The organism is Nonomuraea aurantiaca, assembly GCF_020215705.1.
GTDB lineage: Bacteria > Actinomycetota > Actinomycetes > Streptosporangiales > Streptosporangiaceae > Nonomuraea > Nonomuraea aurantiaca.
Window position 1 is genome coordinate 1 of the sequence record NZ_JAIWNB010000040.1, and the last position, 25,058, is coordinate 25,058.

Here is a 25,058-nt window from a genome sequence, read left to right on the forward strand (position 1 = left end):
ACCCGGCCAAGGTGACGCGCTCGGCGCTGCAGAACGCCGCTTCCATCGCGGCGCTCTTCCTCACCACCGAGGCGGTCATCGCCGAGAAGCCCGAGAAGACCCCTGCCGCCCCCGCCGGTATGCCCGGCGGGGACATGGACTTCTAAGCCGGGTCGTCGGGTGGGACCGCTCAGCGGTACGCGGTCCCACCCGGAGCGCTGCTCGGCCGGTGAGCCATCGGTGAGCGTGCGGTGAGCCGCCGCCGCCACTGTTGAGCCATCGCCGGATCCGCCGAGGACCGGCCGCTGAACGAGGAGCAGAGATGAACAGTCTGACCGGCAAGACCGCGCTGGTGACCGGAGGATCGCGGGGAATCGGCCGGGCGGTGGCGTTGCGACTGGCCGCCGAAGGCGCTCTGGTGGCCGTCCATTACGGCGGCAACGACGACGCGGCCAAGCAGACCGTGGCGCGGATCGAGCAGGCCGGCGGCCGGGCGTTCGCCGTCCAGGCCCGGTTCGGTGACGATGGCGCGGTGGACCGCCTGTTCGAGGGTCTGGCGGAGGGACTGGCGGGCGACGGCCTGGACATCCTGGTCAACAACGCTGGCATCGGCTCGGGCAGCCCGATCGCGCAGGTCACGCCGGAGGAGTTCGGCAGGCTGCTCACCATCAACGTCAGCACGCCGTTCTTCGTGATCCAGCGCGCGCTGCCGCTGCTGAACGACGGCGGCCGCATCATCAACATGGGCTCGACGGCCAGCCGCTTCGCGGTCTCCACGCAGATCGGCTACACCATCAGCAAGGCGGCGCTGGAGTCGATGGCCCCGTCCCTGGCCAACGAGCTCGGCAGGCGCGGAATCACGGTGAACACGGTCGCGCCCGGCGCGGTGCGTACCGACATGACCGCGGGCTACTCCTCCATCCCCGAGGTGGTCGCCGGGATCGAAGCGATCACCGCGCTCGGACGGCTCGGCGAGCCCGAGGACGTCGCGGACGTCGTCGGCTTCCTGGCCGGCCCCCAGGGCCGATGGGTGACCGGCCAGACCATCGACGTCTCGGGCGGGACCTACCTCGGCCCGATCGCCATGGGGTGACCGCGTTCCGGGTGGGGATATTCAGTCCGGCCCGGGGCGGACCAGAAGGCGGTCGACCAGGGCGTTGACGTAGTCGGGGGTGAGCGGGCCCGTGCCGAACAGGATGCGGACGTACATCGGGGCCAGGAGGTGGTCGAGGATGTCCAGGCCCTCGGGTGGATGTTCGCCGCGATCCCGGGCGCGGTCCAGCATGCCCTGCAGTTGGCGTCCACGTTCGGCCACGAACGCGTCTCTTGCCCGTACCCCGGCCTCTCCCGCGGTGGACAGCGCGATGACCAGACGCAGCACCGCCAGCCCCTCGGGTCCGGTCACGTCGCGCGCCACACCGGCGGCGTACGCGCGCAGGTCACCTTCCAGGCTGCCGGTATCCGGTATGGGCGAGGTGGCGGTGAGCCAGGTGATCGCCACGTCCGTGACCAGGGCCTCCAGGGTGCCCCAGCGGCGATAGACGCTGGTGTCGGCCACCCCGGCGCGGGAGGCGACGTCGCCCACGGTGAAGTTGCCGTGGCCGCGTTCGGCGATCAGGTCGGTGACCGCGCGATGCACCGCGGCGCGGACGCGGGCGCTTCGTCCGCCGGGCCGGCGAGCCGGCTGCTGTTCCACCATGCCCGCCATCTTAACGCAGTCACGACTTGCGTTTGTGAGTAATGGCGTCCTACAGTCCTCCTAACGCAGTCATCTACTGCTTTAGGAGCGACCATGCGCCCGCTGTTCTTTCCCGACAACCCTCAGTTCTGGTACGAGACCCTGCGCACCTTCGGGCACATCGCCTACGGCGGCGCCGACTTCGGCGAGGTCGTGACCACCTGTCAGCGGATCACCGCCGGTGACTACGACAGCTGGCACGACGAGTGGCTGTCCACCGCCGACCGGGTGGCCGCCGAAGGGCGTGGGGCGCTGACGGCCGGCCACCGCGTCAGCGCCCGCGACGCCTTCCTGCGCGCCTCCAACTACTACCGCTGCGCCGAGTTCTTCCTGCACGGCAACGCCGCCGACCCGCGCATCCGGCACGCGTACGACGCCTCAGTGGACTCTTTCCGCCAGGCGGCGGCGCTGTTCACCCCGGCCGTCGAGCCGGTGGAGATCCCGTACGAGGGCACCGTCCTGCCCGGCTACCTGTACCGTGCCGACGGCTCCGCCGCAGTCAGGCCGACCGTGGTCATGCACAACGGGTTCGACGGCACGGTGGAGGAGATGCACTTCTTCGGCGCGGCCGCGGCCGTCGAGCGCGGCTACAACGTGCTGGCCTTCGACGGTCCCGGCCAGCCGGGCACCCGCCATCACCAGGGCCTGATGTTCCGTCCCGACTGGGAGAACGTGGTCGGGCCCGTACTGGACTACGCCCTGACCCGCCCCGAAGTCGACGGCGCCCGCATCGCGCTGCTCGGCTGCAGCATGGGCGGCCAGCTCGCGCCCCGAGCCGCCGCCTTCGACCAGCGCGTCGCCGCGCTCATCGCCCTTGACGGGGTCTACGATCTGGGCGACATCTCCACCGCGCCCCTCCCCTTCGCCCGCGCCGAGGCCGAGCGCCGGCTGCGCGCCGAGCACGATCCGGAGCTGGACGCCATCATGACTTCGGCCATGGCCGCCACCCCCATGCTGCGCTGGGCCATCGAGCACGGCATGTACGCCATGGGCACCGACACCCCGCGCGCGTTCGGCGCCGCCTACCTGGACTACCACCTGCGCGACGGCATCGCCGAGAAGATCGCCTGCCCGACCCTGGTCTGCGCCGGGGCCGACGACGGGTTCTTCAAGGGCCAGCCCGAGCTGCTGTACGAGCACCTGACCTGCCCCAAGACGCTCCTGGAGTTCACCGCCGACCAGGGCGCCGACGCCCACTGCCAGTCCGGCGCCCAGCGACTGGCCTTCGCGCGCGTCTACGACTGGCTCGACGACGTGTTCAGCACGACCGCCTGATTCCCTGCCCCTTCCTGGAGAACGACATGACCATCGCCATGATCGACCGTGCTCTCGACATGACCGCCGCCATCGTCAAAGGCATCACCGACAGCCGGCTCCACGCCCCCACCCCCTGCGCCGACTGGGACGTGCGTACAGAGCTCAACCACATGGTCGGCGGCATGCGCGTCTTCGCCGCCGAACTCACCGCGACCGACGCGGGCGGCGAGCACGAGGACGACTGGCTCGGCACCGACCCGCAGGCCGCCTTCGTCATCGCAGCCGACCTCGACCGCGCCGCCTGGCATCGCCCGGGCGCCCTCGACACCACCGTACGCCTGGGATTCGGGGCCGTACCGGGGCCGATGGCCGCCCTCATCCACCTCACCGAAATCCTCGTCCACGGCGTCGACCTGGCGCTCGCCACCGGTCAGGAGCACCTGGTCGACGAGCGGTCGTGCGGCGAGCTGCTCGCGATCATGCGGGGCATGGACTTCGACGCCTTCCGCCGTCCTGACATGTTCGGCCCCGCGCTCCCCGCCCCCGCCGACGCCCCCGCACACCGTCAACTGCTGGCCTTCCTCGGTCGCGACCTGCCGACCCGTTGACGGCCAGCTGTCTGGCGATGAGTTCGCGGCACCGAGCCGGTCTACCCTTCCGACCACACGTCAACGGGAGGTAGCCGTGACAGCAGCGCGACACCCAGCAAACCAGCGGTTGCGGAGCCTGGATGTGCTCGTCGGGGAATGGGACATGGAGGCATCGATCGACGGGCAGTCGATGGGCCGGTCCACGGCGACGTTCACCTGGCACGACAGCCGGGGATTCCTCATCATGCACGTCGATCAACCTCAGGCGATCGCGCGGCAATGGCAGGAGAGTTCGCCGCTTCCGATCGATGCCGCCATCGGGCTCGACGACCACAGCGACACCTTCGCCATGCTCTACGCCGATGCGCGGGGCGTCTGCAGGATCTACCGGATGAGCCTCGAGGACGGTCACTGGGAGATGTGGGGGCAGGCAGGGCCGGGCTTTCACCAGCGCTTCGAGGCGACGATCCGTAGCGACGGCCGCCTTGTCACCGGCCGATGGGACGCCTCCGACGACGGAGAGACCTGGAAGTCCGACTTCGAGGTCACGTACGCGAAGAGGTGAGGCGTGTTCTCAGGCCGGATCGCTCGGCGGGATCGGCGGCGCCATCCTTGGTAACCCGAGCGGCCTATCGACAGGCGGCGACTCACCCTGGCCCGTGCCTGCCCCACCTCCAGCCCACAGGCGGTACCTCACCCTCGCCTGCGCGCGCCCGGCCTCCTGGGCACGCGCGTCTGAGCTCCTGGCCTGGTGCGCCCGGCCTCCTCGCTGCGTGCGTCCGAGCTCCTGGCCACGCGCGCCCCACCCCTGGCTGCGCGCGCCCCACCCCTGGACATAGGCGTCTGAAGCCGTCGGCTGCAGGTCAGCCGATCGGTGGGGTGGATCAGCCGTTCGGTGGGCCGGAGGGTTGAGCCGCTGATTCATGCCACGGGTTGATGCGTGCCCTGCCGCCGGCTTGAGAGCCTGACGACCTCCAATCGGAAAGGGGCGAGCCACATGCCAGAAGTGAGCGACGGGCGTACGAGCCCGCCGGACGGCGTAGCGGTGAGTCGTCGTGGGCTGCTCGCCGGTGCGGGTGCCGTGGCGATAACCGCGGCGGGCACGGCGGCGGGCACCGTGGCGGCCGGCACGTGGGGCGCCGATGTGGCGTTGGCGCAATCGGACGCGGCGCAATCGGACGCGGCGGAGTCGGTTGCGGCGGGAGCGGACGCGGACGCATTCGGACCGGTGACCGTCCGCCCGGGCGACTTTCGCTACGACAACCTGTTGCGTGGCAACAACTTCCGGTTCGTCGGCCGACCGGAGGAGATCCGCGTGGTCGGATCGACCGATCAGGTGGTGCGCGCGGTGTCGGAGGCGGTGCGGTCCGGCCGGCGGGTCGCGGTGCGCAGTGGCGGGCACTGCTTCGAGAACTTCACCGCCGATCCGGCGGTGCGGGTGCTGCTGGACCTCTCACCGATGGACGCGGTCGGCTATGACGCCGGTCGGCGGGCGTTCTCCGTGCAACCCGGAGCCACCCTCGGTCATGTGTACCGGACGCTGCTCAAGGGCTGGGGCGTGACGATCCCTGGGGGCGGTTGCCCGGAGGTGGGTGCCGGTGGGCACTTCGCGGGCGGCGGATACGGGCCGCTGTCCCGGCGCTACGGCTCGGTGGTGGATCACCTGTACGGCGTGGAGGTCGTGGTGGTCGACCGCGACGGCACCGCGCGCGCGGTGGTCGCCACCCGCGAGCCGGACGACCCGCACCGCGACCTGTGGTGGGCGCACACCGGCGGTGGCGGCGGCAACTTCGGCGTGGTCACCCGCTACTGGCTGCGCTCCCCCGGCGTCACCGGCACCGATCCGTCCCGGTTACTGCCGACGGCGCCGCAGCGGATGCTGCAGTATGTGGTCATCTGGTCCTGGGAGCACATAACCGAAAAGGCGCTCACCGGACTGCTGCGCAACTTCGGGACCTGGCACGAGCGCAACAGCGCGCCCGGCTCTCCGTACGCTGGTCTCTACGGGATCCTCCAGCTGTCGCACCGCGCCGGCGGAACCGTCATGCTGGTCGCGCAGATCGACGCGGACCTCCCCGACGCCGACAGCATGGTGACCGGCTTCGCGTCCGCGGTGACCGCCGGCCTCGACCTCACCCCGGCGCTCGACATCCGGCGGACGATGCCCTGGTTGCACCGGATGACCTGGCCGGGCACCGGCGAGCCGGGTGACGTGATCACCCGGCGCTACAAGATCAAGGCCGGCTACCTGCGACGCTCGTTCACCGAGACCCAGCTCGCGGCCATCCACCGCAACCTGACCAACTCCACCGGCGGCCCCAACGCCGGCATGCTGCTCATCGGCTACGGCGGCCAGGTCCGCGCGGTAGCGCCCGGCGCCACCGCGATCGCCCAGCGAGACGTGGTCATGAAGGCGGTCTACCAGACGATCTGGGAAGACGAAAAGGAGGACAAGGCCAACCTCGCGTGGGTTCGCGGCTTCTACCACGACGTGTACGCCGAGACCGGCGGCGTGCCCGTACCCGGCGAGGTCAACGACGGCTCCTACATCAACTACCCGGATGCCGACCTGGCCGACCCGGCGTGCAACACCTCAGGCGTGCCCGCGCACACCCTGTACTACAAGGACAACTACCCACGCCTCCAACGGGTGAAGGCCCGGTGGGACCCGCGCAACGTCTTCCGGCACGCCTTGGCCATCGATCCTCCCCAGGCCGGTTGAGCCACGTGAGGGCGTGGCGACGTGGAGGTTGGATTCCCCTCAACGGGTGAGGGCCCGGTGGGACCCGCGCAACGTCCTTCCGGTACGCCATAGCCATCGACCCTCCCCAGGTCGGTTGAGCCGCGTCAGGACGTGGTGACGTGGAGGTTAGATTCCCTGCTGGGAGCCAGCGCCGGATGAGGAGGACACAGATGAGCGATCCAGCGGCTCGGTGGCCCGTGCTGGTGACCGTCGGGCCGTACGCGTTGCTGGCGCTCCTGGCCGGTGTCACCGTGGCCATCAAGCGCTCGGCGGGCGAGTCTCCGCTCATCGACCTGGTCCTGTGCGCGCTGATGGCGGCGTGGATGCTGGGGGTCTTCACGCTCCGTCCCGCCTGGCGCGAGCGCGTGCCGGTGATGGCCGTGTTCTTCACCGTGCTGATCCTGCTCACGGCGATTCTGGTGGTCAGGGACCCGTGGTTCGGGTTCTTCACCCCCGCCGCGTACGTCTACGCCTTCCGGGTCCTGCCCTGGCCGTGGGAACCGGTCGGCGTCGCGGCGGTGGCGATGGTGGCAGGCACGGCGCAGGCGTACGGCGTGGACAAGACCACGCCCGTGGGGCTGATCACGTACGTCGCCGTCATGGCCGCGAATGTGAGCCCGATGTGTGGCTTCGCCTGGTTCGCCCGGCGCGGCGCCCAGCAGAACGACGAGCGCAAGCGGGCGCTGGCAGAGGCGCGCGAAGCGAACCGCAGGCTGGAGACGACGCTGACGGAGAACGCGGCCCTGCACGAGCAGTTACTGGCGCAGGCCCGGCGGGCCGGCGTGCACGATGAGCGGCGGCGGATGGCACGGGAGATCCACGACACCCTGGCGCAGGGTCTCACCGGCATCATCACCCAACTGCACGCGGCCGAGCACGCCGGCGACGACCCGGCGGAATGGCGCCGGCACATCGAGGCCGCGACCACGCTGGCCGGGGAGAGCCTGTCCGAGGCGCGGCGATCGGTCGACGCGCTGCGTCCTGAGCCGCTGCGGATGGCGCGGCTGAGCGAGGCGCTGGCGAGCGTGGCCGGACGCTGGTCGGCCCTGCACGATATCCCGGTCCAGGTCATGACGACCGGCACGGCACGGCCGATGCGCCCGGAGGTCGAGGTCGCGCTGCTCAGAACCGCGCAGGAGGCGCTGACGAACGTGGCCAAGCACGCGCGGGCGACCCGGGCGGGGGTGACACTGTCGTACATGGAACACGAGGTGGCTCTGGACGTGCGCGACGACGGCGCGGGCTTCGATCCGCCCTTGCTCAGGGACGACGACGGAGATGGCTTCGATCCGGCCCGGCTCAGGGACAGCGACGGAGGCGGCTTCGATCCGGTCCGGCTCGGGGACGGTGGCAGCTTCGAAGGGGCGGTTGGTCCGCGTACAGCTCACCTCGGATTCGGGCTGGTCGCGATGCGACAGCGGATCGAGGGCTTATCAGGCACGCTGCAGGTCGAGTCGGAGCCCGGCGTCGGCACGGGGATCTCGGCCCGCGTCCCCATCGAGCCGGCGGAGTTTTTCGCATGAGCGTCCCCGGGGAGCGGGCGGAGTCCTCCGCATGAGCCGCTCCGATAGCGTGATCAGGCTGCTGGTCGTCGACGACCATCCGGTGGTCAGAGACGGCTTGAGCAGCATGTTCGCCCGCGATCCGGACTTCGAGGTGGTCGGCGAGGCCGCCGACGGAGCCGAGGCGGTCCGGCTCGCCGAGACCCTACGGCCGGATGTGGTCCTCATGGATCTGCGGATGCCCGGCATGGACGGCGTGCGCGCGACCAGAGAGCTGGTCGGGCGCGGGAATGGGGCGCGCGTGCTGGTGCTCACCACGTACAACACCGACAGCCACGTGCTGCCCGCGATCGAGGCGGGCGCCACCGGCTACCTGCTCAAAGACGCTCCCCGTGACGAGCTCCTGCGGGCGGTCCGGGCGACGGCTCGGGGCGAGGCGGTTCTCGCACCGTCGGCGGCGGCCCTGCTCATGAGCCGGGTACGCTCCTCCGCCTCGGGGCTGCTCAGCCAGCGGGAGCTCGAAGTGCTCCATCTGGTGGCGGCCGGTGGCACGAACCGGGAGGCAGCGGCGCAGCTGTTCATCACCGAGGCCACGGTCAAATCTCACCTGCTGAACATCTACGGCAAGCTCGGCGTCGGTGACCGCGCCGCTGCCGTTACCGAGGCGTTCAACCGGGGACTGCTCGTCCCGCGAACACCGGAACAACCTTGACGCGGTAGTGGTGGCGATGTGGGCAGCGTCCCACTGAGTGGTGGATCCACGATCTCGCTGTATGGCTTCTGTCAGGGCCTCGCTGTAGTCCCGGGGAAATTTCCAACGGATTTGCCTGACCTGCACTGACGCGGGCCTGTTCCGGTTGTTGATCACTTCCGCTACGGTTCGTACGGTCCTGACCGGTGGCGGTGTGGGGGTGGTCCATGTCGACCCGGATGTTCTCCGAAGACCAGTTGGAGCGGTTGCGGTCCTACCCCGACATCGGCCGCGACGATCTGATCCGGTACTTCACCCTGACGCCTGCCGATGTCGCCTTCGTCGACCCAGGCCGCGGCCGGGGCCCGGCCGTCCGATTGAGCCTTGCCGTCCAGCTCGCCACGTTGCCCTGGTTAGGGTTCGTTCCGGATCGGGTGAGCGCGGCGCCGCCGGTGGCGGTGGCTCGGCTGGCCGAGCGGCTGGGAATCGATCCGGACGTTCTCGCCGAGTACGGTCAGCGGGAGCAGACACGCAGCGATCACCTGCGACTGGTGGCCGGTTATCTGGGCCGGAAGAGCGCACCGGCCGGGAGCACGGCGATGAAGGAGCTGGAACAGTTCCTGCTGGACCGGGCCATGGAGCACGACTCGCCGACGCTGCTGATCAACCTGGCCACCGAGTACCTGATGGCGGCCAAGACGATCCGGCCGGGCGTGACGACGCTGGCCAAGATGGTGGCCAGCGCCCGCACCGGCGCCACCGCGCTGACCTGGGAGAAGGTGGCGCACCTGCTGACCGGCGAACGGCGCGGGGATCTGGACCGGCTGCTGATGTATGACGCCGGGTTGAAGATGACCCGGCTGGCCTGGCTGATCAAGGCGGCCACCGATGCCAGCGCGACCTCGGTCAAGACCGCCATCGAAAAGCCCATCTACCTGCGCAACATGGACGCCCGCACCCTGGACATGTCGGCCCTGGGGCCGAGCGGCGCCGCTTCCTGGCCTCGGTGGGCCGCCGCTCGACGAACCAGGCGCTGGAACGCCGCGAGGCGCAGCGCCGCTATCCGATCTTGCTGGCGGACGAGCAGATCGGCGGGCTGCTGCGCAACACGATCGGGATGAGCAAGCTGCGCGAGGTCGTCACCGAAGGCTGGAAGAAGCTGCCACGCGATCACGGCCGGCTCTCGGCGCTGCACGCCTCCTACACCTACCTGCGCCAGTTCACCCCCCAGGTGCTGGCGGCGATCGACTTCCAGGCCGGGACCGGCACCACGGAGTTGATGGAGGCGGTGGCCATCTTGAAGCGGCTGAACGAGGGCGGCGGCCGCAAGGTGCCCGAGGGCGCATTCGCGGACGTGGCACCGAAGGTGCTGGCTCCTGGCGGGCGCGGGCTGCGGTCGAGTCGCCGTCGCATCTGCGGTGCCGTGCGCGCAGTTCGCAGGCGTCCGCGGTGACGTTGCCGGCCGTGCTGTTGGTGGAGCGGGAGCGGGAGGTCACCGATGCGCCGGCGGATCTGCTGATCGCCACGGTGCACCGGATACCTTTCATTGTGCGAGTCCTTCCTGTGGGTGTGCCTTTCACAGTGCTCGCAGGCGACATCTGTCACGTGGGTGTGGTGCGGTCCCGCCGCCCTGGTGGGCGGAGGGACCGTGACCTGCTGGGAACCGGTCTATCCATGCACCGGGTAGTTGGCGCGGAACACGTTGTGCGGGTCGCGGGCCCGCTTGATCTCCCGCAGCCGCGCGAGCGTGCCGCCGGGGAAGGACTTCGCCGCCGTTTCACCGGGGGACAGCAGGGTGTACGGCTTGTGGCCGCTGATGTAGGCCTTCAGGTCGGCTACGATCTCGGCCTGCTTGGCGCGTGTCGCATCGGCCGCGTGTGGCAGGCCGAGACCCAGCAGGCCGAGCAGGTACGGCTCGGCCACCGTGCCGCTCGCACCGGCCCCGCCGCCCGGCTCGGCGAGCGCCCCGCCCAGATGCCTGATCTGCACGTTGATTAGCGGTTCGACCGGCTTGGCCAGCAGGAGCTCCACCGCGTCCTCCTCCAGGCCGGTGAGCAGCTCCGCACGAGCGATGGACGGGGCCGGATCGGTGGGTTCGGCGGTGATGTCCCCCAGGTCGGCGATCGGGATGACGCCGCGGCTGTCGGAGATCGCGCCCTCGATCTTGTCGAGGCGTGCCAGCAGGTCCTGCCCTTGAGCGGCCTCTCCCAGGTAGGCCAGGTCCAGCGTGACCAGCGGTGGCGCGCCGGGGGGGTGGAGCCGGTTGATCCAGACACTGAGTTCACGCGGCGCCTCGGCGGTGATCTCCAGGAACGCCTCGTACACCTGCCTGGTCCGGTGCTCCGGCCAGATCACGCGTCCGCCGTACAGGGCCGGTACGGGATACAGCTGGAGTTCCAGGGCGGTCACCATCGCGAAGTCGCCGCCACCGCCGCGCAGTGCCCAGAACAGCTCGGGGTCGGACTCGGCGCTCACCCGGCCCGGCTCGCCATCGGCGTTCACGATGTCGATGGCCCGCACGCTGTCGGAGGCCAAGCCGTACGTGCGGCTGAACCAGCCGACCCCGCCGCCCAGGGTGTAGCCGGTCACGCTGACCCCCGGCGCGCTACCGGCCAGGCCGGTCAGACCCAGCGGACCCGCCGCCGCCAGCACCTGCCCCCACTTGGCGCCCGCCCCCACCCGGACCACACGCTCCTTGGCGCGTACCTCCACCTCGTTCAGCAAGCCGGTACGCAACAGGATCAGCCCTTCCACATCACCCGAGGCGCCATGCCCGCTCGGCTGCGCGGTCACCGTCATACCCGACCGCCGCGCGTAACGCACCAGCGCCGCTACGTCATCGGCATCCGCGGCCTCCACCACGGCCGCCACCGGCTGCCTGACGGTCAGATTCCACGCGGTGGTCGCCTGTTCAAAGCCGTCGTCACCAGGCAGGAGCACACGCCCCTTGAGAACACCGCGCAAATCGTTGATCGTCATAGTCGTCTCCCTTTCGAGTTCTCAGAAAATGCGAAGGAACACCGTGCCGCACTGCGGGGATGTCAGGCGGGCTGCGCGGCGGGCGCCGGGGTGGCGGTCTCTTGGGCCTTGCGCGCCTTGCTGGTCTCGCGGAGGATCAGCAACCCCGTGACCGCGATCAGCGCCGAGGTCAGGCCGTGGATGCCGAACGCGGCGGCCGTGGAGCCGTGGTGGGCCAGGACGTTGACCATGTCGCCGAACGGGGCGACGGCCACCATCAGCAGGACCCAGCCCAGGGCGCGGCGGTGGTCCGTCACCAGCAGGATGCCCATGGCCAGGCCCATCGCGATTTCGCGGCTGCCCTTCACGATAGGAAAGCCGCTGTCGCCAGAGGGCCAGTTCGGCAGGCCCGGGAAGGACGTCCCGAGGGGCAGGACGAAGGACAACCCGAGGTAGAGGGTGAACAGGACGACGGCGGCGGCCAGGCCGGTGTTGAGCTTCTTCTGCGACATGGTTGTTCTCCTTTGATGTTCAGCCGCGGACACGGCGGATGTGGCGGGCGTAGCGGGGGCGGCCGATGACGTGCCAGATGACGCGGACCGGGGCGGGCAGGCCGCTGAGGACGATGGCGCGCTCGGCCGGGTTCGCGTCTTCCAGGACGGCGCCGAAGAGCGTGAGCAGGGTGAGCTTGGGGGTGTTGTTCACCAGGTGGTCGCCCAGGGAGGCCCACTCCTGTTGGGTGATGTGCTTGGCCGCGAGCGGGAGGAGGGTGGCCTCCTCGTCGTCGAGGTGTTCCAGCAGGACCGCGCGGTGCTCGGCGAGGGCGGCCACCAGGGTGTCGCGTTCGTCGGCGCCCGCGGTGGCCTCCCAGGCGGGGACCGCGGCGGCCAGTCTGGTCAGGGTGGCCGCGATGCGTTCGTGCTGGGCCTGCATGCGCAGGACGATGTCGGCCTCCAGGTCCACCCGGGCGAGCAGCGGCGGCCACAGCAGCTCGTCCTCGCCCTCGTGATGGTGGTGCAGGCCCAGCCGGTAGATGCGGAAGTGGTCGGCGATCACCTTGGCGCGAGCAGTGTCACCCGGGGCGACCGCCGCGACGAGGTCCACCAGCAGCCGTGTTTCACGGCGGAAGACGCGGTGCACGATCTCCATGTCCTGGGTATTGACGCTCATCTGTTCCTGCCCTTCATCGGTTGCGACGTGTTCAGGTTGCTCTCGGGTGTTTGGAGGGGACTTGGAGCCGGTTTGGAACAGCCCAAGTACTATGTCCGGATCATGGTCTTCATCCGCGTACTGGGCTCGTTCGCCGCCGAGGTGAACGGTGAGCCCGTCCACCTCGGCGGGCCGCGGCAGCGCGGCGTACTGGCCCTGCTGGTGGCGGCGCGCGGGCAGGTCGTGCCGGTCGACCGGATGATCGAGGATCTGTGGCGCGGGGAGCCGCCCGCGCGGGCGCTGATGTCCTTGCAGGCGTACGTGTCCAACCTGCGCCGGCTGCTGGAGCCCGGCCGCCCGTCACGCACGCCGGCCCGGCTGCTGGTGAGCGCGGCGCCCGGCTATGCGCTGCGGCTGCCCCGCGAGTCGGTGGACGCGTGGCGGTTCGAGGACCTGCTCGACCAGGCCCGTACGGACACCGACCCGCGCGCCGCCCGGGCCCGGCTCGCCGAGGCATTGGGCCTGTGGCAGGGACCGGCGTTCGCCGAGGTCGCCGACGAGCCGTGGGCCGCCGCGGAGACGGCCCGGCTGACCGAGCTGCGCCTGGTCGCCACCGAACTGCACGTCGCGGCCGGTCTGCGCATCGGCGACCCCGCCGCGGTGGTTCCCGAGGCTGAGCGGCTCACCCGCGACGAGCCTCTGCGTGAGGAGGGCTGGCGGCTGCACGCCCTGGCCTTGTGGAGCAGTGGCCGCCAAGCCGACGCGCTGGCGACGCTCCGCCGCGTTCGCGGGATCTTCGCCGAGGAGCTCGGGCTCGACCCCGGCCCGGACCTGACGGCGTTGGAGGAGGCGATCCTCACCCAGCGCACGGACGTCCTCCACGCGTCCGTGTTCCTGCCACCGCCTGTTGTCCCGCTGCCGCAGACGGTTCCGATCACCGAGGCGCCGTTCGTCGGACGCCAGGAGGAGCTGGCGGCACTGGTCGCGGCCGCTGCCGAGGCCGCCGCCGACGGAGCGCGCATCGCCCTTGTCACCGGCGAGGCCGGGCTCGGCAAGTCGACGCTTCTGGAACGCCTCGGCAGGCGGCTCGAACGTGACGGATGGCTGGTCGCCGTCGGCCACTGCTCGGAGGTCGACAGCGCGCCGCCCGCGTGGGCCTGGACTGAGGCGCTGAGAGGCGTTGCCGCGACCAGGTCCCCGGGCGAGTTCGCGGACGACCTCGCGCCGCTGCTCACCGACACCGAGCCGGTGAACGTCGACGCCACCGCGGGACGGTTCCGCCTGCGTCAGGCCGTGTGGAAGTGGCTCGCGGCCGTCGCCGCGGAACGCCCGGTCGCCGTCGTGCTGGACGACCTGCACTGGGCGGACGCCGTCACGCTGGAGCTGCTCGGCGGTTGCCTCGGCATTCGGGCCCCCGTTCTGGTCGTGGCGGCTTACCGGGCGGACGAGAGCGGGCACCTCACCGAAACGCTGGCCTCGCTGGCGCGCGCCACGCCGCTGCGGCTCCCCCTGCCCGGCCTGGACGACGCGGCTGTCGCGCAGATCGTACGGAATGAGTGTGAGGCCGATGACGAGACCGTCGCCGGAATCGCCGAGCGGACCGGCGGCAACCCGTTCTATGTGCGGGAGAGCGCGCGGCTGCTGAACGGAGAGGGCGCGCTGGTCGCCCTCTCCGAGGTCCCCGAAGGCGTACGGGACGTGCTGCGGCGGCGCCTCGCACGGCTGCCCGAGGCAGGCGTGGCCGTGCTGCGACTGGCCGCGGTCGCAGGCCGGGAGAGCTCGGTGGACGTCCTCGTGGACGCCGCCGACACCGACGAGGAAGGCGTGCTGAACGCACTGGACGCAGGCGTGATCGCCGGGCTGCTGAGCGAGCCCGGCCCCGGACGGGTGCGGTTCGTCCACGCCCTCGTCCGCGACACCCTCATCGCCGGCGTCAGCCGCCTGCGGGCATCCCGCATGCACGCCCGCATCGCCGCCGCACTGGAAGCCACCGGCGACATCCCGGCGCTCGCGCACCACTACGCGCGAGCCGGATCCCCCAAGGCCGTCGGCTACTGCCTCCGGGCCGCCGAACTGGCCGAAGCACGCTACGCCCACGACGTCGCAGCCGATCTCCTCACCGACGCGGTCGCGAACTCGACCGGCCCGGAGGAGCACATAGACCTGTATGGCAGGCTGCTGCGGGCGCAGATCCGGGCCGGCGCCTTGCTTGCCGCGCGCCAGACTCGCCTGCAGGCCGTCGAGTACGCCGAGTCCCTGGGACGCGATGACTTGATGGTCGCCGCGTTCACGGCCTGGACCGAGCCGACACCATGGCAGTCCCGCGAGTACGGCACGGTGGACCGGCCCATCGTCGACAGGCTGAGCCGCCTGCTCAAGCGCACCGACCTGGCCCCGGAGGCGCGCAGTCACCTCCTCGCCGCCTACGCCGAAGAACTGGTCGGCGAGGACGACCCCACCGCCCTGGCGGCGGCCCGCGAGGCGCTCGACCTCGCCACCTCACCCCGCCTGCGGGCGGCGGCCCTCCAGGTCCTTACCCGCGGCCACCGCGGCTTGCCCGAACGCGACAACCTCTGCCGCGAACTGGTGGCGATCGGCACCGAGCACGACCTGCCCGTCTATCGCGTCACCGGGCTGCTCAACCAGGCCAGCGCCGCCGCCGGGGCCAACGACCCGGCCACCATGCGCCGCGCGGCTGCCGAGGCCCTCGACCTCGCGCGCACCTACCGGCTGCCCGAAGCGATCGGCGTCGCCGAGGTGGTGCTGGCGACCCTGGCCCTCATTGAGGGCCGGTTCGCCGACGCCGAACGGCTCTACACCGAGGCCGCCGACGGCATGCGGCGCGCCGGATCCCTGCACGCCGTCGGCTTCCTCGGCCTCGCGCTGGCCGCGATCTGGGTGAACAACGGCACGCTCGGCGAGCACCTGGAGGAGGTGCGCGCCTTCCACGAGGCGTTCGGCCCGATCACCTCCGACCTGCTGGTCCTCGCCCTGCACGCCAACGGCCTGATCGACGAAGCCCGCCGGGTACGCACCTCGGACCCGATCCGGCCCGACTACTTCTTCACCTTCCTCACGACCGTCCGCGCGATGGCCGCCATCGCCCTGGACGACCGCGCCGCGGCCGAGGAGATCTACGCGACGCTGCTTGCGCGCTGCGACGGCCCCCCGCCGGACGCCACGAGCCTGTCCGTGGAGCTGCGCCCGGTCGCCCACACCCTCGGCGAGCTGGCCGTCTTCCTCGGCCACGACGACGAGGCCGCCGCCCACTTCGCTCAGGCCGCCACCATCGCCGACCGGTGGAACGCACCTCATTGGGCCGCCGAGGCCCGGTTGCGAACGACCACCTAGTCTCTGCCCATGGCGCCGCCACATCTGTGACACAGAACTGGCATTATCTGTCACATGGGCGGCCTTAGGGCCGTGTCCGCCCAGCTCGGCGTCTGCCGCCACTGTGGCGGCTCCTGTACGACACGGCCGCCCGGGCCGGGCGCTGAGCGCGGTGGCGGTGTTGGCGCGTTCGCTTCGGGCTCTGGCCTTGGCGGTGGCGGTGTTGGCCCTCTGCTGGGCGGCGATGTTCTTCTGCCGCTCGGCGTTGTCGCGCTCGCTCTCGGCGATCTCCCCAGTGGCCGCCAGGGGGCGGGACGTTGAGCGACTCCTCCCAGACGGTGTGCTGGTTCTGAAGCTCGTTCAGCTTGGCCGAGGCCCGCTCTTCGTCCTGCTCGTAGGCGGCGTGCAGCGGGGTCGGCGGGTTGGTCTCGTAGTCGGGGGCGGCGTTGCGCAGCAGGATGTCGTCCGTGCCGCCCAGCCCGGTGCGGGCGACGGCCTTCAGGTCCTGGCCGCCCTTGCGCTGCACGGCGGTGAGCAGGCACTGGGCCGCGCGGACCGACGCGGCGTGCGCGAGGTCGTCATCAGCGGCGTCGGCGAAGGCGAGCGCCGGGCCGGTGCCGGGCAGGGGCGCGACCTGCGCGCCGGCGATGACGACGCCGGCGGAGGTGAGGGCCGCGGTGGTGGCGCGCAGGCGTCCTAAAAGGCACTGTACGGCGCCGGCGCCCTGTTCATTCGTGAGGTGGTCCATCTGCTCCACGATCGGCACCGCCACCACCGCCGCCGGCAAAGGCCTGCTCACCGGGTCGGCCCAGGCGGTGGTCGGCGCGATCGTCCTGCCCGCGGTCGCGGCTCGCCGCGCCTCCACGTGACCAGCCGGAACGCCGGCAGGCTCAGGCATCGCTCGGGAGCCTGGCCTCGCCGGCCGGCTGGCGAACCGCGAGCTCGACGAGCTTGCGGACCTGCGCCGCGGGAACGGCGATGCCGGGTGTCTGGAGGGTCCAGCGGAGGAAGTCCTCAACGTTCATGGCGGGCGTTTCGCCGAGGTAGGGGTGGATGTACGCCGGTGTGTTCGGCTCACTGCGCCAGCTGTCGGCGAGGGTGCCGATGTCCACCGCGTCATAACCGAGGACATCCAACAGCCGGGTGGTCTCTGCCTTGGCCGCCGCGTCGTCGCCGGCGATGGGCAGAGCGCTGCGGTCCGGCGCTCCCGTGGGCCGAGCGAGGGAGAACAACTGGTGCGGAGTGATGGTGTTGAACACCTTGACCACCTGGGAGTCCGCCAGGTGGCGCTGGATGAGCGCACTGGAGGTCAGCTCGCCCGCGTCCAGCTCGGCCAGGTGGCCGTCCCGCTCGGGGTAGTAGTTCGCCGTGTCCAGCACCGTCTTGCCGGCCAGCGCTTCGGCGGGGAGCTGCTCGTAGGCCTGCAGCGGGATGGCCGCCACCACCAGGTCCGCGGCGCGTGCCGCTTCCGCCGGTGTGGCCGCTCGGACCTTCCCGCCCAGCTCGGCGACGAGGTCGGCGAGGGTCTCAGGCCCGCGCGAATTACTGAGGACAACCTCAAGGCCGGCCGCGACGGCCAGGCGGGCAACGGAAGTACCGATCATTCCGCTGCCGATGAGTCCGAGCGTTTGGGACACGACTTATCTCCGATGGTTCGTATATGTGGGGACAGGAGCCGGAGGCGGCGAGCGGGCGCGGCATTGCCGTACCCGCTCGCGCGTGGGTGGCTCGCCTGACAGCGTGGAGCCATCGCGACCGCCGGACCAGAGCCGTGTTCTGCGTACTCACGGCGTGATCACCCGCCGCACGTCCAGACGTAGGGTTGTCGCGTGGACGACCGGATCGAGCTGAGTGAGTTCCTCAAGTCACGCCGTGCGCGCCTGCGCCCGGAGGATGTCGGGCTGCGCGACTACGGCGGAGCGCGCCGGGTCGCCGGGCTGAGGCGTGAGGAGCTGGCCCGGCTGGCGGGCGTGAGCATCGCCCACTACACCCGCCTGGAACAGGGCAAGGGCGACAGCGTCTCGGACGAGATCCTGGGCGCCATCGGCACGGCACTGCGCCTGGACACCGACGAACTGACCTACCTGCACCGGATGACCCGGCGTCCCCAGCCGTGCGCGGGGGCCGCGGACCCGTCGGAGGTGCCTCCGAGCTTTCGCTACTTGTTGGCGTCGTTCGTGACGACGCCGGCCCTGGTGATCGGCCGGCACACCCAGATCGTCGGCTGGAACCCCCTCGCCGTGGCAGTGTTCGGCGACTTCCCCGCGTTGCCCGAGAACCGCCGCACGCTCTCGCACCTGCTGTTCGCCGAGCCCTCCGTGCGCGAGCTGCACCGCACCGGCTGGGAGCGGGCAGCGCGCGAGCACGTGGCGCATCTGCGCGTTCTGCTCGGGCGGTATCGCGGGGACGCCGGACTCGCGGCGCACATCGACCACATGCGGGAACTGAACGCGGACTTCGCTCGGATGTGGGCCGAGCATCCGGTCGCGCGGCTGCGGTCTCGGACGTACGTGCTGCACCACCCGGTCGTGGGCGAACTGACCCTGCACGGCGAGCCCATCACACTGCCCGACGAGCCGTCGTGCTGCGGGCTGGACCTGTACGCCGCCGAGCCAGGTTCGGCATCTGAGCAGGCATTGAAAAAACTCGGGAGCCTGTAGGCCGCGTGCCTTTTCCCCTCCGGCGCCAGCTGTACGACCACTTCGAGGAGTAAGCCCGAAAGCCAGGTCGGCGACCGGGGGCTTGGCCGCGTCGCCGAAGCTTCATGATCGCGGTTCCTTTACCTTTGGCGCCGCCCCTTGTGGACGGCCTCACCCTGCTACGAACACCACCGCCCCGCGCCGACCACGCCGCCGGACCGGCCGTCCACAAGGCGCACCAGGTGTACGCTGCCCGCATGCTCGGCTGACCGGTGTCGGCGCAGATCATGTGGGCGGCGGGCTGCTGGTCCTGCGCCGCCGCGACTTCGGCTGAGGACGCGGGTACGGAAAGCGCGGCCCACCACGCGGGCCCGCCGCGGGGGCCGCCCGGGCATCACCTCGGCGTCTGCCGGTCACAGGCAGGCCGGCGCAGGCCGGTCAGCCGGTCTGGGGTGAACCGGGGCGGCCACCCGGATCGAAGGCGACGCCGGCCGTCACCGTGTCGGATCGCCGCTGCCGATAGCTCCTCGCCTTGGCCTTGTTTCCGCAGGTGGCCATGTCGCACCAGCGGCCGGTCTTGTTTCTGGCGTGATCGTAGAACGCCCATTGGCAGGCACGGTTGTCACAGATCTTGAGGCGTTCCCAGGCAGGGGTTCCCGCGTGCCCGGCGACGGCGGCGACGATGCGGCCCAGCGCGCGAGGCGCCCCAGAGCGGGTCGCAACCAACGTGACGGTCGCGTCCGGTGAGATCTCGACCTGCAGCGGGGCGGTCGACTGGGCGGCCGCGTTGAAGGACAGCGCGGCGCGAGAGGCGCGCATGGGCTCGGAGCGCTCGCTCAACAGGGAGCGGATCGCCTCACGCAGCTCGCGGGCCCGCCGGACGTCGTCATGACCCACTGTCTCGTCCTGGCCGAGAAGTTCGTGTTCGCGGAGCCATCTCGCCAGAGAGCCGGCCTCATCGAACTCTTCGAGGCCGGCTTCCAGATCTCGCGTATTGAGAAAGAGCCGGAGCGTCTCCAAGCCATCCGGAGCCACGTCGGGCTTGCGCCTCTGCTCGCTCGTCATGAGGACACCCCATCTACGCCGTCACCATTCTCACTACTTGACAGGTTACTCCGATTTGAGGGAAGCTCAAGGAGACGGGATGTGGTTCCACCATGAAGCTCAGCCCCACCGGCATCAGAGCCGAAGAGCGCAAGACCCAGCGCAATCAGAGCCGCCCCGACGGCCGTATCGATCCTTGAAGCACGTGGCCTGAGGCGGCGCGAGGCGCCTGCTCACCACGCCGGATGGCGCACCCGGGCGGGGAAGCGCGATGACCGCCCCGGTCCAGCCCCGGCGTACCGCGACCGGAGTGCTTCTCATCCTCGGCTCCGCCGTGTCCTTCGGCGCCATGGCGATCTTCGCGAGGATCGCCTATGACAGCGGCGCCGACGTTCACGGTGTGCTGCTGATCCGCTTCAGCGTCGCGGCGATTGCCCTCACGGCGCTGATGGCGATCACATCGACCCCATGGCCGCGCAGGCGGGACCTGCGCCTCCTGGTGCTGATGGGCGCGGTCGGCTACGTCGGGCAATCATTGACCTATTTCACCGCGTTGACGCGGATACCAGCAGGTCTGGTAGCGGTCCTCTTCTACACCTACCCGGTGCTGGTGGCCATCTGCGGCGCCGTCCTGGCCCGCCGCGTGCCTCCCTTGCTCACGCTCGCGGCCACGGGCATGGCGACTCTGGGTGTCGCGCTGGTCGCCAGCCCGACGCTGGAGGGGGATCTTCTCGGCATCGCACTCGCGGTCGCCGCGGCGGTCATCTACACGGGCTACATCCTGGCGGGCAGCCACCTGTCGGGCGCGGCCGGCCCGCTCGCCTCGACCACCACCGTCTGCCTGGCCGCGACCGGGGTCTACGCCGGCGCGTGCCTGGCCCACGCTCCGTCCTTCCCCGGCGATCTCGCCGGTTGGTCCGCGGCCGTGGCGACCGCCATCGTCTCAACGCTCGTCGCCATCATCGCCTTCTTCGCAGGTCTTCGGCTGCTGGGCGCCGCCCCTTCGGCGGCTGTCTCCAGCGCCGAGCCGGTCGTCACCAGCGTGCTGGCGTTCCTGGTCTTCGCGGAAGACTTGTCGCCGCTGCAGATCATCGGTGCCGCGCTCGTCTGCGCCTCTGTCATCGGGGCGGCCGCGAGCAGTGGGCGACGCGCCACACCCGCGAACCCCCCCGGCCCCTGTCGCCGAGGACCCGCCCAAGCACATCGGCGTGTGACGCCGCAACGCCGGCGGCATCCCTAGGGAGAAACATGAACCGAAATCGTGAACGTGCCGCGCCCGCGAACCACCGCGTCGCCATTGCCGGAACCGGTGCCTGCCTACCGGCGACCGTCGTGCCCAACGCCGAGCTCTCGGATCGCATGCACGTCGCCCCCGAGACGCCGCACCTTTCCAGATCCGCCCGGCTTGGAGATCTTGCGTTCCCTCACCGGCAGGGGCCGAAATTCCCCGCCCTTCAACGCGGTTCGGAGGTCCTCCAGGAACACGGACAACCCGATGCTCTCCTCCGCACCACAGCCGCATTACGGGCTCCCAGGCATCCCCAGCAGCGGCAGCCATACCTCGTCCACGATCTCGACGATCGACTCGTCCGGCACCGCGTGCATCGTCATGAACATGTCGTGGCGCAACAGGTCCAGCGGCAGATTCACGACGCGGGACGAACGCGGCACGTCGGGCAGCTCGCCGCGTTCGACCGCGCGGGCGACGATCGTCTCGAAGGCCGTCGCCTGGCCCGGCGGGAGGAGGGTCTCGCGTAGCTCGCCGAGGCTGGTACCGGTCTCGCGGAAGTAGCCCGCCAGCTGCACGCTCATCAACGTGATCATGCCTGCGCGGTCAGCGTCAGCGTTGCGCAGGAAGCCGATCGCGTCGTCACGGAGGCTGCCCGTGTCGGGCACCGCGATCAGCTGCCAGTACTTGGTGAGGGTGGCCAGCAGCAGGTCCTCGCGCTGCGGCCAGCGCCGGTAGAGCACGGGACGACTCGTGCCGGCGCGGGCGGCGACCGCCTCGTAGGTGAAGCCGTGATATCCCTGCTCGACCAGTACGTCCCAGGCGGCGTCGAGGATCGCGTCCTCGAGTTCGGCACCACGCCGACGGGTCGCGCCGCCGTCGGCACGACGTTCCGTTGTCTGCGTCCCGAGCCCTGGTACGACCGAGTGCACCGCGTGACCGCAACGGCCGACGACGCCCCGGCACCCGCACTGCTCATCCGCCCCGACGGCTACGTCGCCTGGGCAGGGGCGGACCCCGACAGCCTGAAAACGGCCCTCACCCGCTGGTTCAGCCCGGACTGAGGCTCCACCCCTCGGGAGGGTGCTGGAACACCCTCCCGAGGCCGCGCCCGCTCCAGCAGAGCGCGGCGAACGGAACCCCGGCCATAGCGCCAAGTGCTAGTCGGCGAGGAACAGTTCGATGACCGGGACGGCGACGTCAGGACGTTGGACCGGCAGGTCGAGGGTCAAGGTGTCCGGGGTCAGGGCGCCGATGGCCGTGTTCTGGGCCGTCTGGGAGGGGTCGATGACGCGCGTACGGATCTCCGAGGCGTCGTGCAGGAACTGGGCGTACTTCACGCGCCCGCCCAGCCCTGGCAGGTGCAGGTGGCGGAACGGCCAGCCGAACACGTGCAGATAGAGCCGGTCACCGCGCTGGGTGTAGCGGCAGTCGGGAGGCGCGGTGAAACCGCTGGGGCCGCAGCCGTAGATGGAGCGGGAGTTCAGCCGCATCCAGTCGCCGATCTCGGCCAGGCTCTGGCGGGCGCGCGGGTCGATCTGGCCGCGTCCGTCGGGGCCGACGTTGAGCAGCAGGTTGCCGCCCTTGGCGACGCTGTCGATCAGCATGCGTACGAGCAGGTCAGGGGTCTTGTAGTCGAGGTTGTCCCGGTCGTATCCCCAGCTGCCGTTGAGGGTCTGGCAGGCCTCCCACGGCACCTCTTTGCCGTCGACGGTCATCGGGGCGGCGGGCTGGTACTGCTCGGGGGTGACGAAGTCGCCGGGGATGGCGAGCCGGTCGTTGACGATGATCCCCGGCTGGAGCTCGCGCACCATCTCCAGCAACTCCGGTGAGCGCCAGTCGTCGGCGCCCTTGCCGCCCCAGTAGCCCGCTCTGCCCGCGTAGGAGAAGTCGAAGAACAGGTAGTCGATCTGTCCGTAGCCGGTGAGCAGCTCGCGTACCTGGGCGTGCAGGTAGTCGGCGTACTTGGAGATGTCGCGGTCCTTGGCGGCGGCCTTGAACGCCTCGTCCTCGCGCTGCGGGTGCAGGGAGTCGACGGGGAACTCGGGGTGGTGCCAGTCGATCAGCGAGTGGTAGAAGCCGACCTTCAGCCCTTCGGCGCGCAGGGCCTCCACGTACGGCGCGATCAGGTCCTTGCCCCAGGGGGTGCGCGTCACCTTGTAGTCGGTCTGCGCGGAGTCCCACAGGCAGAAGCCGTCGTGGTGCTTGGTCGTGAGGACGACGTAGCGCATGCCGGCGTTCTTGGCCAGCCGTGCCCACTCCGCGGGGTCGTACAGGTCGGGGTCGAAATGGTCGAAGTAGCGCTGGTAGTGCTCATCGGTCATTTGCTCGCGGTTCTTCACCCACTCGTGGCGGGCGGCCAGGGAGTACAGACCCCAGTGGACGAACATGCCGAAGCGGGATTCGGAGAACCAGGCGTGGTGCACGATGTTCCTTTCAATGAGATTTCACCGGCCGCCGAGACCGCTGGTAGCGATCCCGCGTATGAGATGTTTCTGCAGGAGGATGAGGAGCGCCGCGGTCGGCGCCATGGAGATCACCGAGGCGGCCATGATGAGGTTCCACTGGGTGCCCTGCTGACCGACGAAGAGCGACAGGCCCAGCGGGACGGTGGCCTTCTCGTCCACCGTGTTGATGATGATCAGCGGCCACATGAAGCTGTTCCAGTAGTTGATGAACGTGAAGACCGCCAGCACCGCGAGCGCCGGCCTGATCAGCGGCAGCATGATGCTGGTGAAGACTCGCACCGATCCCGCGCCGTCGATGCGGGCGCCCTCGGAGATCTCCTCGGGGATGGTCAGGAAGAACTGGCGCAGCATGAACGTCCCGAAGGCGGTGAAGGCCCAGGGAAAGATCAGCGCCTGAAAAGAGTCCACCCAGCCGAACCAGCGCATCAGCATGAACATCGGCACGACCAGCACTTCCTGGGGGATCATCAGCGTGGCCAGGAAGACCAGGAAGAAGCCGTCGCGACCGCGCCAGCGCAGCCGCGAGAAGGCGTACGCCGACATGGCCGACGCCACCAGCACCACGATCGTGCCGCAGATGGCGACGGCGAGCCCGTTGAGGACGAACTTCCCGAACGGCAGGAACTCGAACGTCTCGCTGTAGTTCTCCCACCGGATCAGCGAGCCGAACAGGCTCGGCGGCGACTGGAACACCTCGTCGGCGGGCTTGAGCGAGGTGGCCAGCATGTACACCAGCGGCGTCAGGAACGCGGCGGCCACCAGATAGAGCGCGACGTGCGAGATGACCAGCCGGACGCGGCGGACGGCGAGATCAGACATCGTAGGTCACCCATCTGCGCTGGCCGACGAACTGCACCGCGGTCACGCCCAGGATCAGCACGAACAGGATCCAGGCTCCGGCGGACGCGAGTCCGTACTGGTAGATCGAGAACCCCTTGTCGAAGACGAACATCATGAGGGTCTCGGTGTCCATGCCCGGCCCTCCGCCGGTCATCAGGAACGGCTGGGTGAAGACCTGGAACGACGTGATGAGCGTCATGGTCGAGGCGAAGAACAGCGCCGGGGAGATCATCGGCAGCATGATGCGGAAGAACTGCCGCCACGGTCCCGCCCCGTCGATCTGCGCCGCCTCCAGCAGGTGCCGCGGGATGGCGTCCAGCGCGGCCGAGAAGACCAGCATGTTGTAGCCGAACCCTTGCCACACGCTCATCGCGACGACGGCGAACATGGCCCAGCCCGGCTCACCGAGGAAGTTCGGCGCGTGCGTGCCGGTGGCGGCGTACAGCGAGCCGTCGATCAGCCCGTTCGGCTGGTAGATCATCCGCCAGACGATCGCGTTGGCCACCATCGGCGTGACCACGGGCAGGAAGAACACCACCCGCAGCGCCTTGCGGCCCTTGATGCGCGGGCCCATCCACACGGCCAGGCCCACCGACACGACGAGGTTGAGCGGCAGGTAGAGCACCACGAACAGCAGGGTGTTCAACAGCGCCCGCCGGAAGACGGGATCGGTGAACAGCGTCGTGAAGTTCTCCACCCCGGCGAAGGTCCGCTCGCCCACCGCGGGCCATTGGAAGAAGGCCATCACCAGGGACAGCACGATCGGGAAGAGGGTGAAGAGCGTCAACCCGATCATGCTGGGCGCCGCGAAGAAGGCGGCGGCCCTTCCGTCGCGGCGCAGACGGCTGGGGCGCCGTCTGCCCGCGACCGCCGCCGGACGGCCTATGGCGTCGTCGGACACG

24 protein-coding genes are annotated in these 25,058 nt (G+C 70.2%); 13 read left to right on the forward strand and 11 right to left on the reverse strand.

Annotated elements, in window-relative coordinates:
• Positions 1-301: 301 nt before the first annotated feature.
• A complete protein-coding gene (locus LDL49_RS50175; RefSeq protein ID WP_225302048.1) occupies positions 302-1,072 on the forward strand; it encodes an SDR family oxidoreductase in 771 nt (256 codons plus the stop codon).
• A gap of 21 nt (positions 1,073-1,093) precedes the next feature.
• On the opposite strand, the gene LDL49_RS50180 is transcribed toward LDL49_RS50175, so the two are convergent.
• On the reverse strand, positions 1,094-1,678 hold the full coding sequence (locus LDL49_RS50180) for a TetR/AcrR family transcriptional regulator (RefSeq protein ID WP_263656547.1): 585 nt from the start codon (positions 1,676-1,678) through the stop codon (positions 1,094-1,096).
• Positions 1,679-1,771: 93 nt separating this feature from the next.
• On the opposite strand from LDL49_RS50180, the gene LDL49_RS50185 reads away from it, so the two are divergent.
• From LDL49_RS50185 to LDL49_RS50220, 8 genes are all read left to right on the forward strand, one after another.
• Entirely contained in the window at positions 1,772-2,992 is a 1,221-nt protein-coding gene (locus LDL49_RS50185) for an alpha/beta hydrolase family protein (RefSeq protein WP_225302049.1), read from the forward strand.
• Between the two features lie 26 nt (positions 2,993-3,018).
• Positions 3,019-3,582 (forward strand): TIGR03086 family metal-binding protein, encoded by a 564-nt coding sequence (locus tag LDL49_RS50190; protein ID WP_225302050.1) that lies wholly within the window; start codon positions 3,019-3,021, stop codon positions 3,580-3,582.
• A 145-nt stretch (positions 3,583-3,727) separates the two neighbouring features.
• Positions 3,728-4,129 carry a hypothetical protein gene (locus LDL49_RS50195; protein WP_225302051.1) on the forward strand — a complete coding sequence of 134 codons (402 nt, stop codon included), beginning with the start codon at positions 3,728-3,730 and terminating at the stop codon, positions 4,127-4,129.
• 432 nt (positions 4,130-4,561) lie between these two features.
• A complete protein-coding gene (locus LDL49_RS50200; protein ID WP_225302052.1) occupies positions 4,562-6,286 on the forward strand; it encodes an FAD-binding oxidoreductase in 1,725 nt (574 codons plus the stop codon).
• A gap of 191 nt (positions 6,287-6,477) precedes the next feature.
• Positions 6,478-7,830, forward strand: a complete 1,353-nt coding sequence (locus tag LDL49_RS50205) for a sensor histidine kinase (RefSeq protein ID WP_225302053.1) — start codon at positions 6,478-6,480, stop codon at positions 7,828-7,830.
• Between the two features lie 31 nt (positions 7,831-7,861).
• Positions 7,862-8,521 (forward strand): response regulator transcription factor, encoded by a 660-nt coding sequence (locus LDL49_RS50210; protein WP_263656548.1) that lies wholly within the window; start codon positions 7,862-7,864, stop codon positions 8,519-8,521.
• Positions 8,522-8,727: 206 nt separating this feature from the next.
• Positions 8,728-9,621 carry a DUF4158 domain-containing protein gene (locus LDL49_RS50215; protein WP_225302054.1) on the forward strand — a complete coding sequence of 298 codons (894 nt, stop codon included), beginning with the start codon at positions 8,728-8,730 and terminating at the stop codon, positions 9,619-9,621.
• Entirely contained in the window at positions 9,570-9,953 is a 384-nt protein-coding gene (locus LDL49_RS50220) for a hypothetical protein (RefSeq protein ID WP_225302055.1), read from the forward strand. The genes LDL49_RS50215 and LDL49_RS50220 overlap by 52 nt, the downstream gene beginning before the upstream one ends.
• A gap of 215 nt (positions 9,954-10,168) precedes the next feature.
• Here the strand turns inward: LDL49_RS50220 and LDL49_RS50225 are convergent, their stop codons facing one another.
• The 3 genes from LDL49_RS50225 to LDL49_RS50235 form a co-directional block, all read right to left on the reverse strand.
• Positions 10,169-11,479 carry an FAD-binding oxidoreductase gene (locus LDL49_RS50225; RefSeq protein ID WP_225302056.1) on the reverse strand — a complete coding sequence of 437 codons (1,311 nt, stop codon included), beginning with the start codon at positions 11,477-11,479 and terminating at the stop codon, positions 10,169-10,171.
• Positions 11,480-11,541: 62 nt separating this feature from the next.
• A complete protein-coding gene (locus tag LDL49_RS50230; protein ID WP_225302057.1) occupies positions 11,542-11,970 on the reverse strand; it encodes a DUF4267 domain-containing protein in 429 nt (142 codons plus the stop codon).
• A gap of 19 nt (positions 11,971-11,989) precedes the next feature.
• The gene (locus LDL49_RS50235) at positions 11,990-12,628 is read right to left on the reverse strand and encodes a hemerythrin domain-containing protein (protein ID WP_225302058.1); all 639 of its coding nucleotides are present in this window, start codon (positions 12,626-12,628) and stop codon (positions 11,990-11,992) included.
• Positions 12,629-12,700: 72 nt separating this feature from the next.
• Between LDL49_RS50235 and LDL49_RS50240 the strand changes: the two genes are divergently transcribed.
• Positions 12,701-15,958, forward strand: coding sequence for an ATP-binding protein (locus tag LDL49_RS50240; protein WP_225302059.1), 3,258 nt, complete (start codon positions 12,701-12,703; stop codon positions 15,956-15,958).
• 64 nt (positions 15,959-16,022) lie between these two features.
• Here the strand turns inward: LDL49_RS50240 and LDL49_RS50245 are convergent, their stop codons facing one another.
• Together LDL49_RS50245 and LDL49_RS50250 are read right to left on the reverse strand one after the other, a co-directional pair.
• Complete coding sequence (locus LDL49_RS50245) at positions 16,023-16,835, reverse strand: hypothetical protein (protein ID WP_225302060.1); 813 nt, start codon at positions 16,833-16,835, stop codon at positions 16,023-16,025.
• The gene (locus LDL49_RS50250) at positions 16,828-17,574 is read right to left on the reverse strand and encodes an NADPH-dependent F420 reductase (RefSeq protein ID WP_225302061.1); all 747 of its coding nucleotides are present in this window, start codon (positions 17,572-17,574) and stop codon (positions 16,828-16,830) included. Before LDL49_RS50250 ends, LDL49_RS50245 begins: the two co-directional genes overlap by 8 nt.
• A 192-nt stretch (positions 17,575-17,766) precedes the next feature.
• Here LDL49_RS50250 and LDL49_RS50255 point away from each other — a divergent pair, with 192 nt between their 5' ends.
• Positions 17,767-18,597 carry a helix-turn-helix domain-containing protein gene (locus LDL49_RS50255; RefSeq protein WP_225302062.1) on the forward strand — a complete coding sequence of 277 codons (831 nt, stop codon included), beginning with the start codon at positions 17,767-17,769 and terminating at the stop codon, positions 18,595-18,597.
• 417 nt (positions 18,598-19,014) lie between these two features.
• On the opposite strand, the gene LDL49_RS50260 is transcribed toward LDL49_RS50255, so the two are convergent.
• A complete protein-coding gene (locus LDL49_RS50260) occupies positions 19,015-19,641 on the reverse strand; it encodes a CGNR zinc finger domain-containing protein (protein ID WP_225302063.1) in 627 nt (208 codons plus the stop codon).
• Between the two features lie 250 nt (positions 19,642-19,891).
• On the opposite strand from LDL49_RS50260, the gene LDL49_RS50265 reads away from it, so the two are divergent.
• The gene (locus LDL49_RS50265; RefSeq protein ID WP_225302064.1) at positions 19,892-20,860 is read left to right on the forward strand and encodes a DMT family transporter; all 969 of its coding nucleotides are present in this window, start codon (positions 19,892-19,894) and stop codon (positions 20,858-20,860) included.
• A gap of 281 nt (positions 20,861-21,141) precedes the next feature.
• On the opposite strand, the gene LDL49_RS50270 is transcribed toward LDL49_RS50265, so the two are convergent.
• Positions 21,142-21,780, reverse strand: coding sequence for a TetR/AcrR family transcriptional regulator (locus LDL49_RS50270; protein ID WP_225302065.1), 639 nt, complete (start codon positions 21,778-21,780; stop codon positions 21,142-21,144).
• A 3-nt stretch (positions 21,781-21,783) separates the two neighbouring features.
• Here LDL49_RS50270 and LDL49_RS58860 point away from each other — a divergent pair, with 3 nt between their 5' ends.
• Positions 21,784-21,912 carry an aromatic-ring hydroxylase C-terminal domain-containing protein gene (locus LDL49_RS58860; protein WP_308016291.1) on the forward strand — a complete coding sequence of 43 codons (129 nt, stop codon included), beginning with the start codon at positions 21,784-21,786 and terminating at the stop codon, positions 21,910-21,912.
• Positions 21,913-22,008: 96 nt separating this feature from the next.
• Here the strand turns inward: LDL49_RS58860 and LDL49_RS50275 are convergent, their stop codons facing one another.
• From LDL49_RS50275 to LDL49_RS50285, 3 genes are read right to left on the reverse strand one after another with little or no spacing between them, the layout of a single operon-like run.
• Positions 22,009-23,274: an alpha-L-fucosidase gene (locus tag LDL49_RS50275; RefSeq protein ID WP_225302066.1), complete on the reverse strand. Its 1,266-nt coding sequence runs from the start codon at positions 23,272-23,274 to the stop codon at positions 22,009-22,011.
• A 21-nt stretch (positions 23,275-23,295) separates the two neighbouring features.
• Entirely contained in the window at positions 23,296-24,135 is an 840-nt protein-coding gene (locus LDL49_RS50280) for a carbohydrate ABC transporter permease (protein ID WP_225302067.1), read from the reverse strand.
• Positions 24,128-25,057 carry a carbohydrate ABC transporter permease gene (locus LDL49_RS50285; RefSeq protein ID WP_225302068.1) on the reverse strand — a complete coding sequence of 310 codons (930 nt, stop codon included), beginning with the start codon at positions 25,055-25,057 and terminating at the stop codon, positions 24,128-24,130. Before LDL49_RS50285 ends, LDL49_RS50280 begins: the two co-directional genes overlap by 8 nt.
• Between the last annotated feature and the right edge of the window lies 1 nt (position 25,058).

Coding starts and splice junctions, on each gene's coding strand:
- LDL49_RS50230 (WP_225302057.1), bottom strand. CDS start 11,970: ATGTCGCAGAAGAAGCTCAACACCGGCCTGGCCGCCGCCGTCGTCCTG.
- LDL49_RS50215 (WP_225302054.1), top strand. CDS start 8,728: ATGTCGACCCGGATGTTCTCCGAAGACCAGTTGGAGCGGTTGCGGTCC.
- LDL49_RS50180 (WP_263656547.1), bottom strand. CDS start 1,678: ATGGTGGAACAGCAGCCGGCTCGCCGGCCCGGCGGACGAAGCGCCCGC.
- LDL49_RS50280 (WP_225302067.1), bottom strand. CDS start 24,135: ATGTCTGATCTCGCCGTCCGCCGCGTCCGGCTGGTCATCTCGCACGTC.
- LDL49_RS50200 (WP_225302052.1), top strand. CDS start 4,562: ATGCCAGAAGTGAGCGACGGGCGTACGAGCCCGCCGGACGGCGTAGCG.
- LDL49_RS50175 (WP_225302048.1), top strand. CDS start 302: ATGAACAGTCTGACCGGCAAGACCGCGCTGGTGACCGGAGGATCGCGG.
- LDL49_RS50205 (WP_225302053.1), top strand. CDS start 6,478: ATGAGCGATCCAGCGGCTCGGTGGCCCGTGCTGGTGACCGTCGGGCCG.
- LDL49_RS50210 (WP_263656548.1), top strand. CDS start 7,862: ATGAGCCGCTCCGATAGCGTGATCAGGCTGCTGGTCGTCGACGACCAT.
- LDL49_RS50235 (WP_225302058.1), bottom strand. CDS start 12,628: ATGAGCGTCAATACCCAGGACATGGAGATCGTGCACCGCGTCTTCCGC.
- LDL49_RS50260 (WP_225302063.1), bottom strand. CDS start 19,641: ATGACGAGCGAGCAGAGGCGCAAGCCCGACGTGGCTCCGGATGGCTTG.
- LDL49_RS50195 (WP_225302051.1), top strand. CDS start 3,728: ATGGAGGCATCGATCGACGGGCAGTCGATGGGCCGGTCCACGGCGACG.
- LDL49_RS50265 (WP_225302064.1), top strand. CDS start 19,892: ATGACCGCCCCGGTCCAGCCCCGGCGTACCGCGACCGGAGTGCTTCTC.
- LDL49_RS50245 (WP_225302060.1), bottom strand. CDS start 16,835: ATGCCTGAGCCTGCCGGCGTTCCGGCTGGTCACGTGGAGGCGCGGCGA.
- LDL49_RS50185 (WP_225302049.1), top strand. CDS start 1,772: ATGCGCCCGCTGTTCTTTCCCGACAACCCTCAGTTCTGGTACGAGACC.
- LDL49_RS50190 (WP_225302050.1), top strand. CDS start 3,019: ATGACCATCGCCATGATCGACCGTGCTCTCGACATGACCGCCGCCATC.
- LDL49_RS50225 (WP_225302056.1), bottom strand. CDS start 11,479: ATGACGATCAACGATTTGCGCGGTGTTCTCAAGGGGCGTGTGCTCCTG.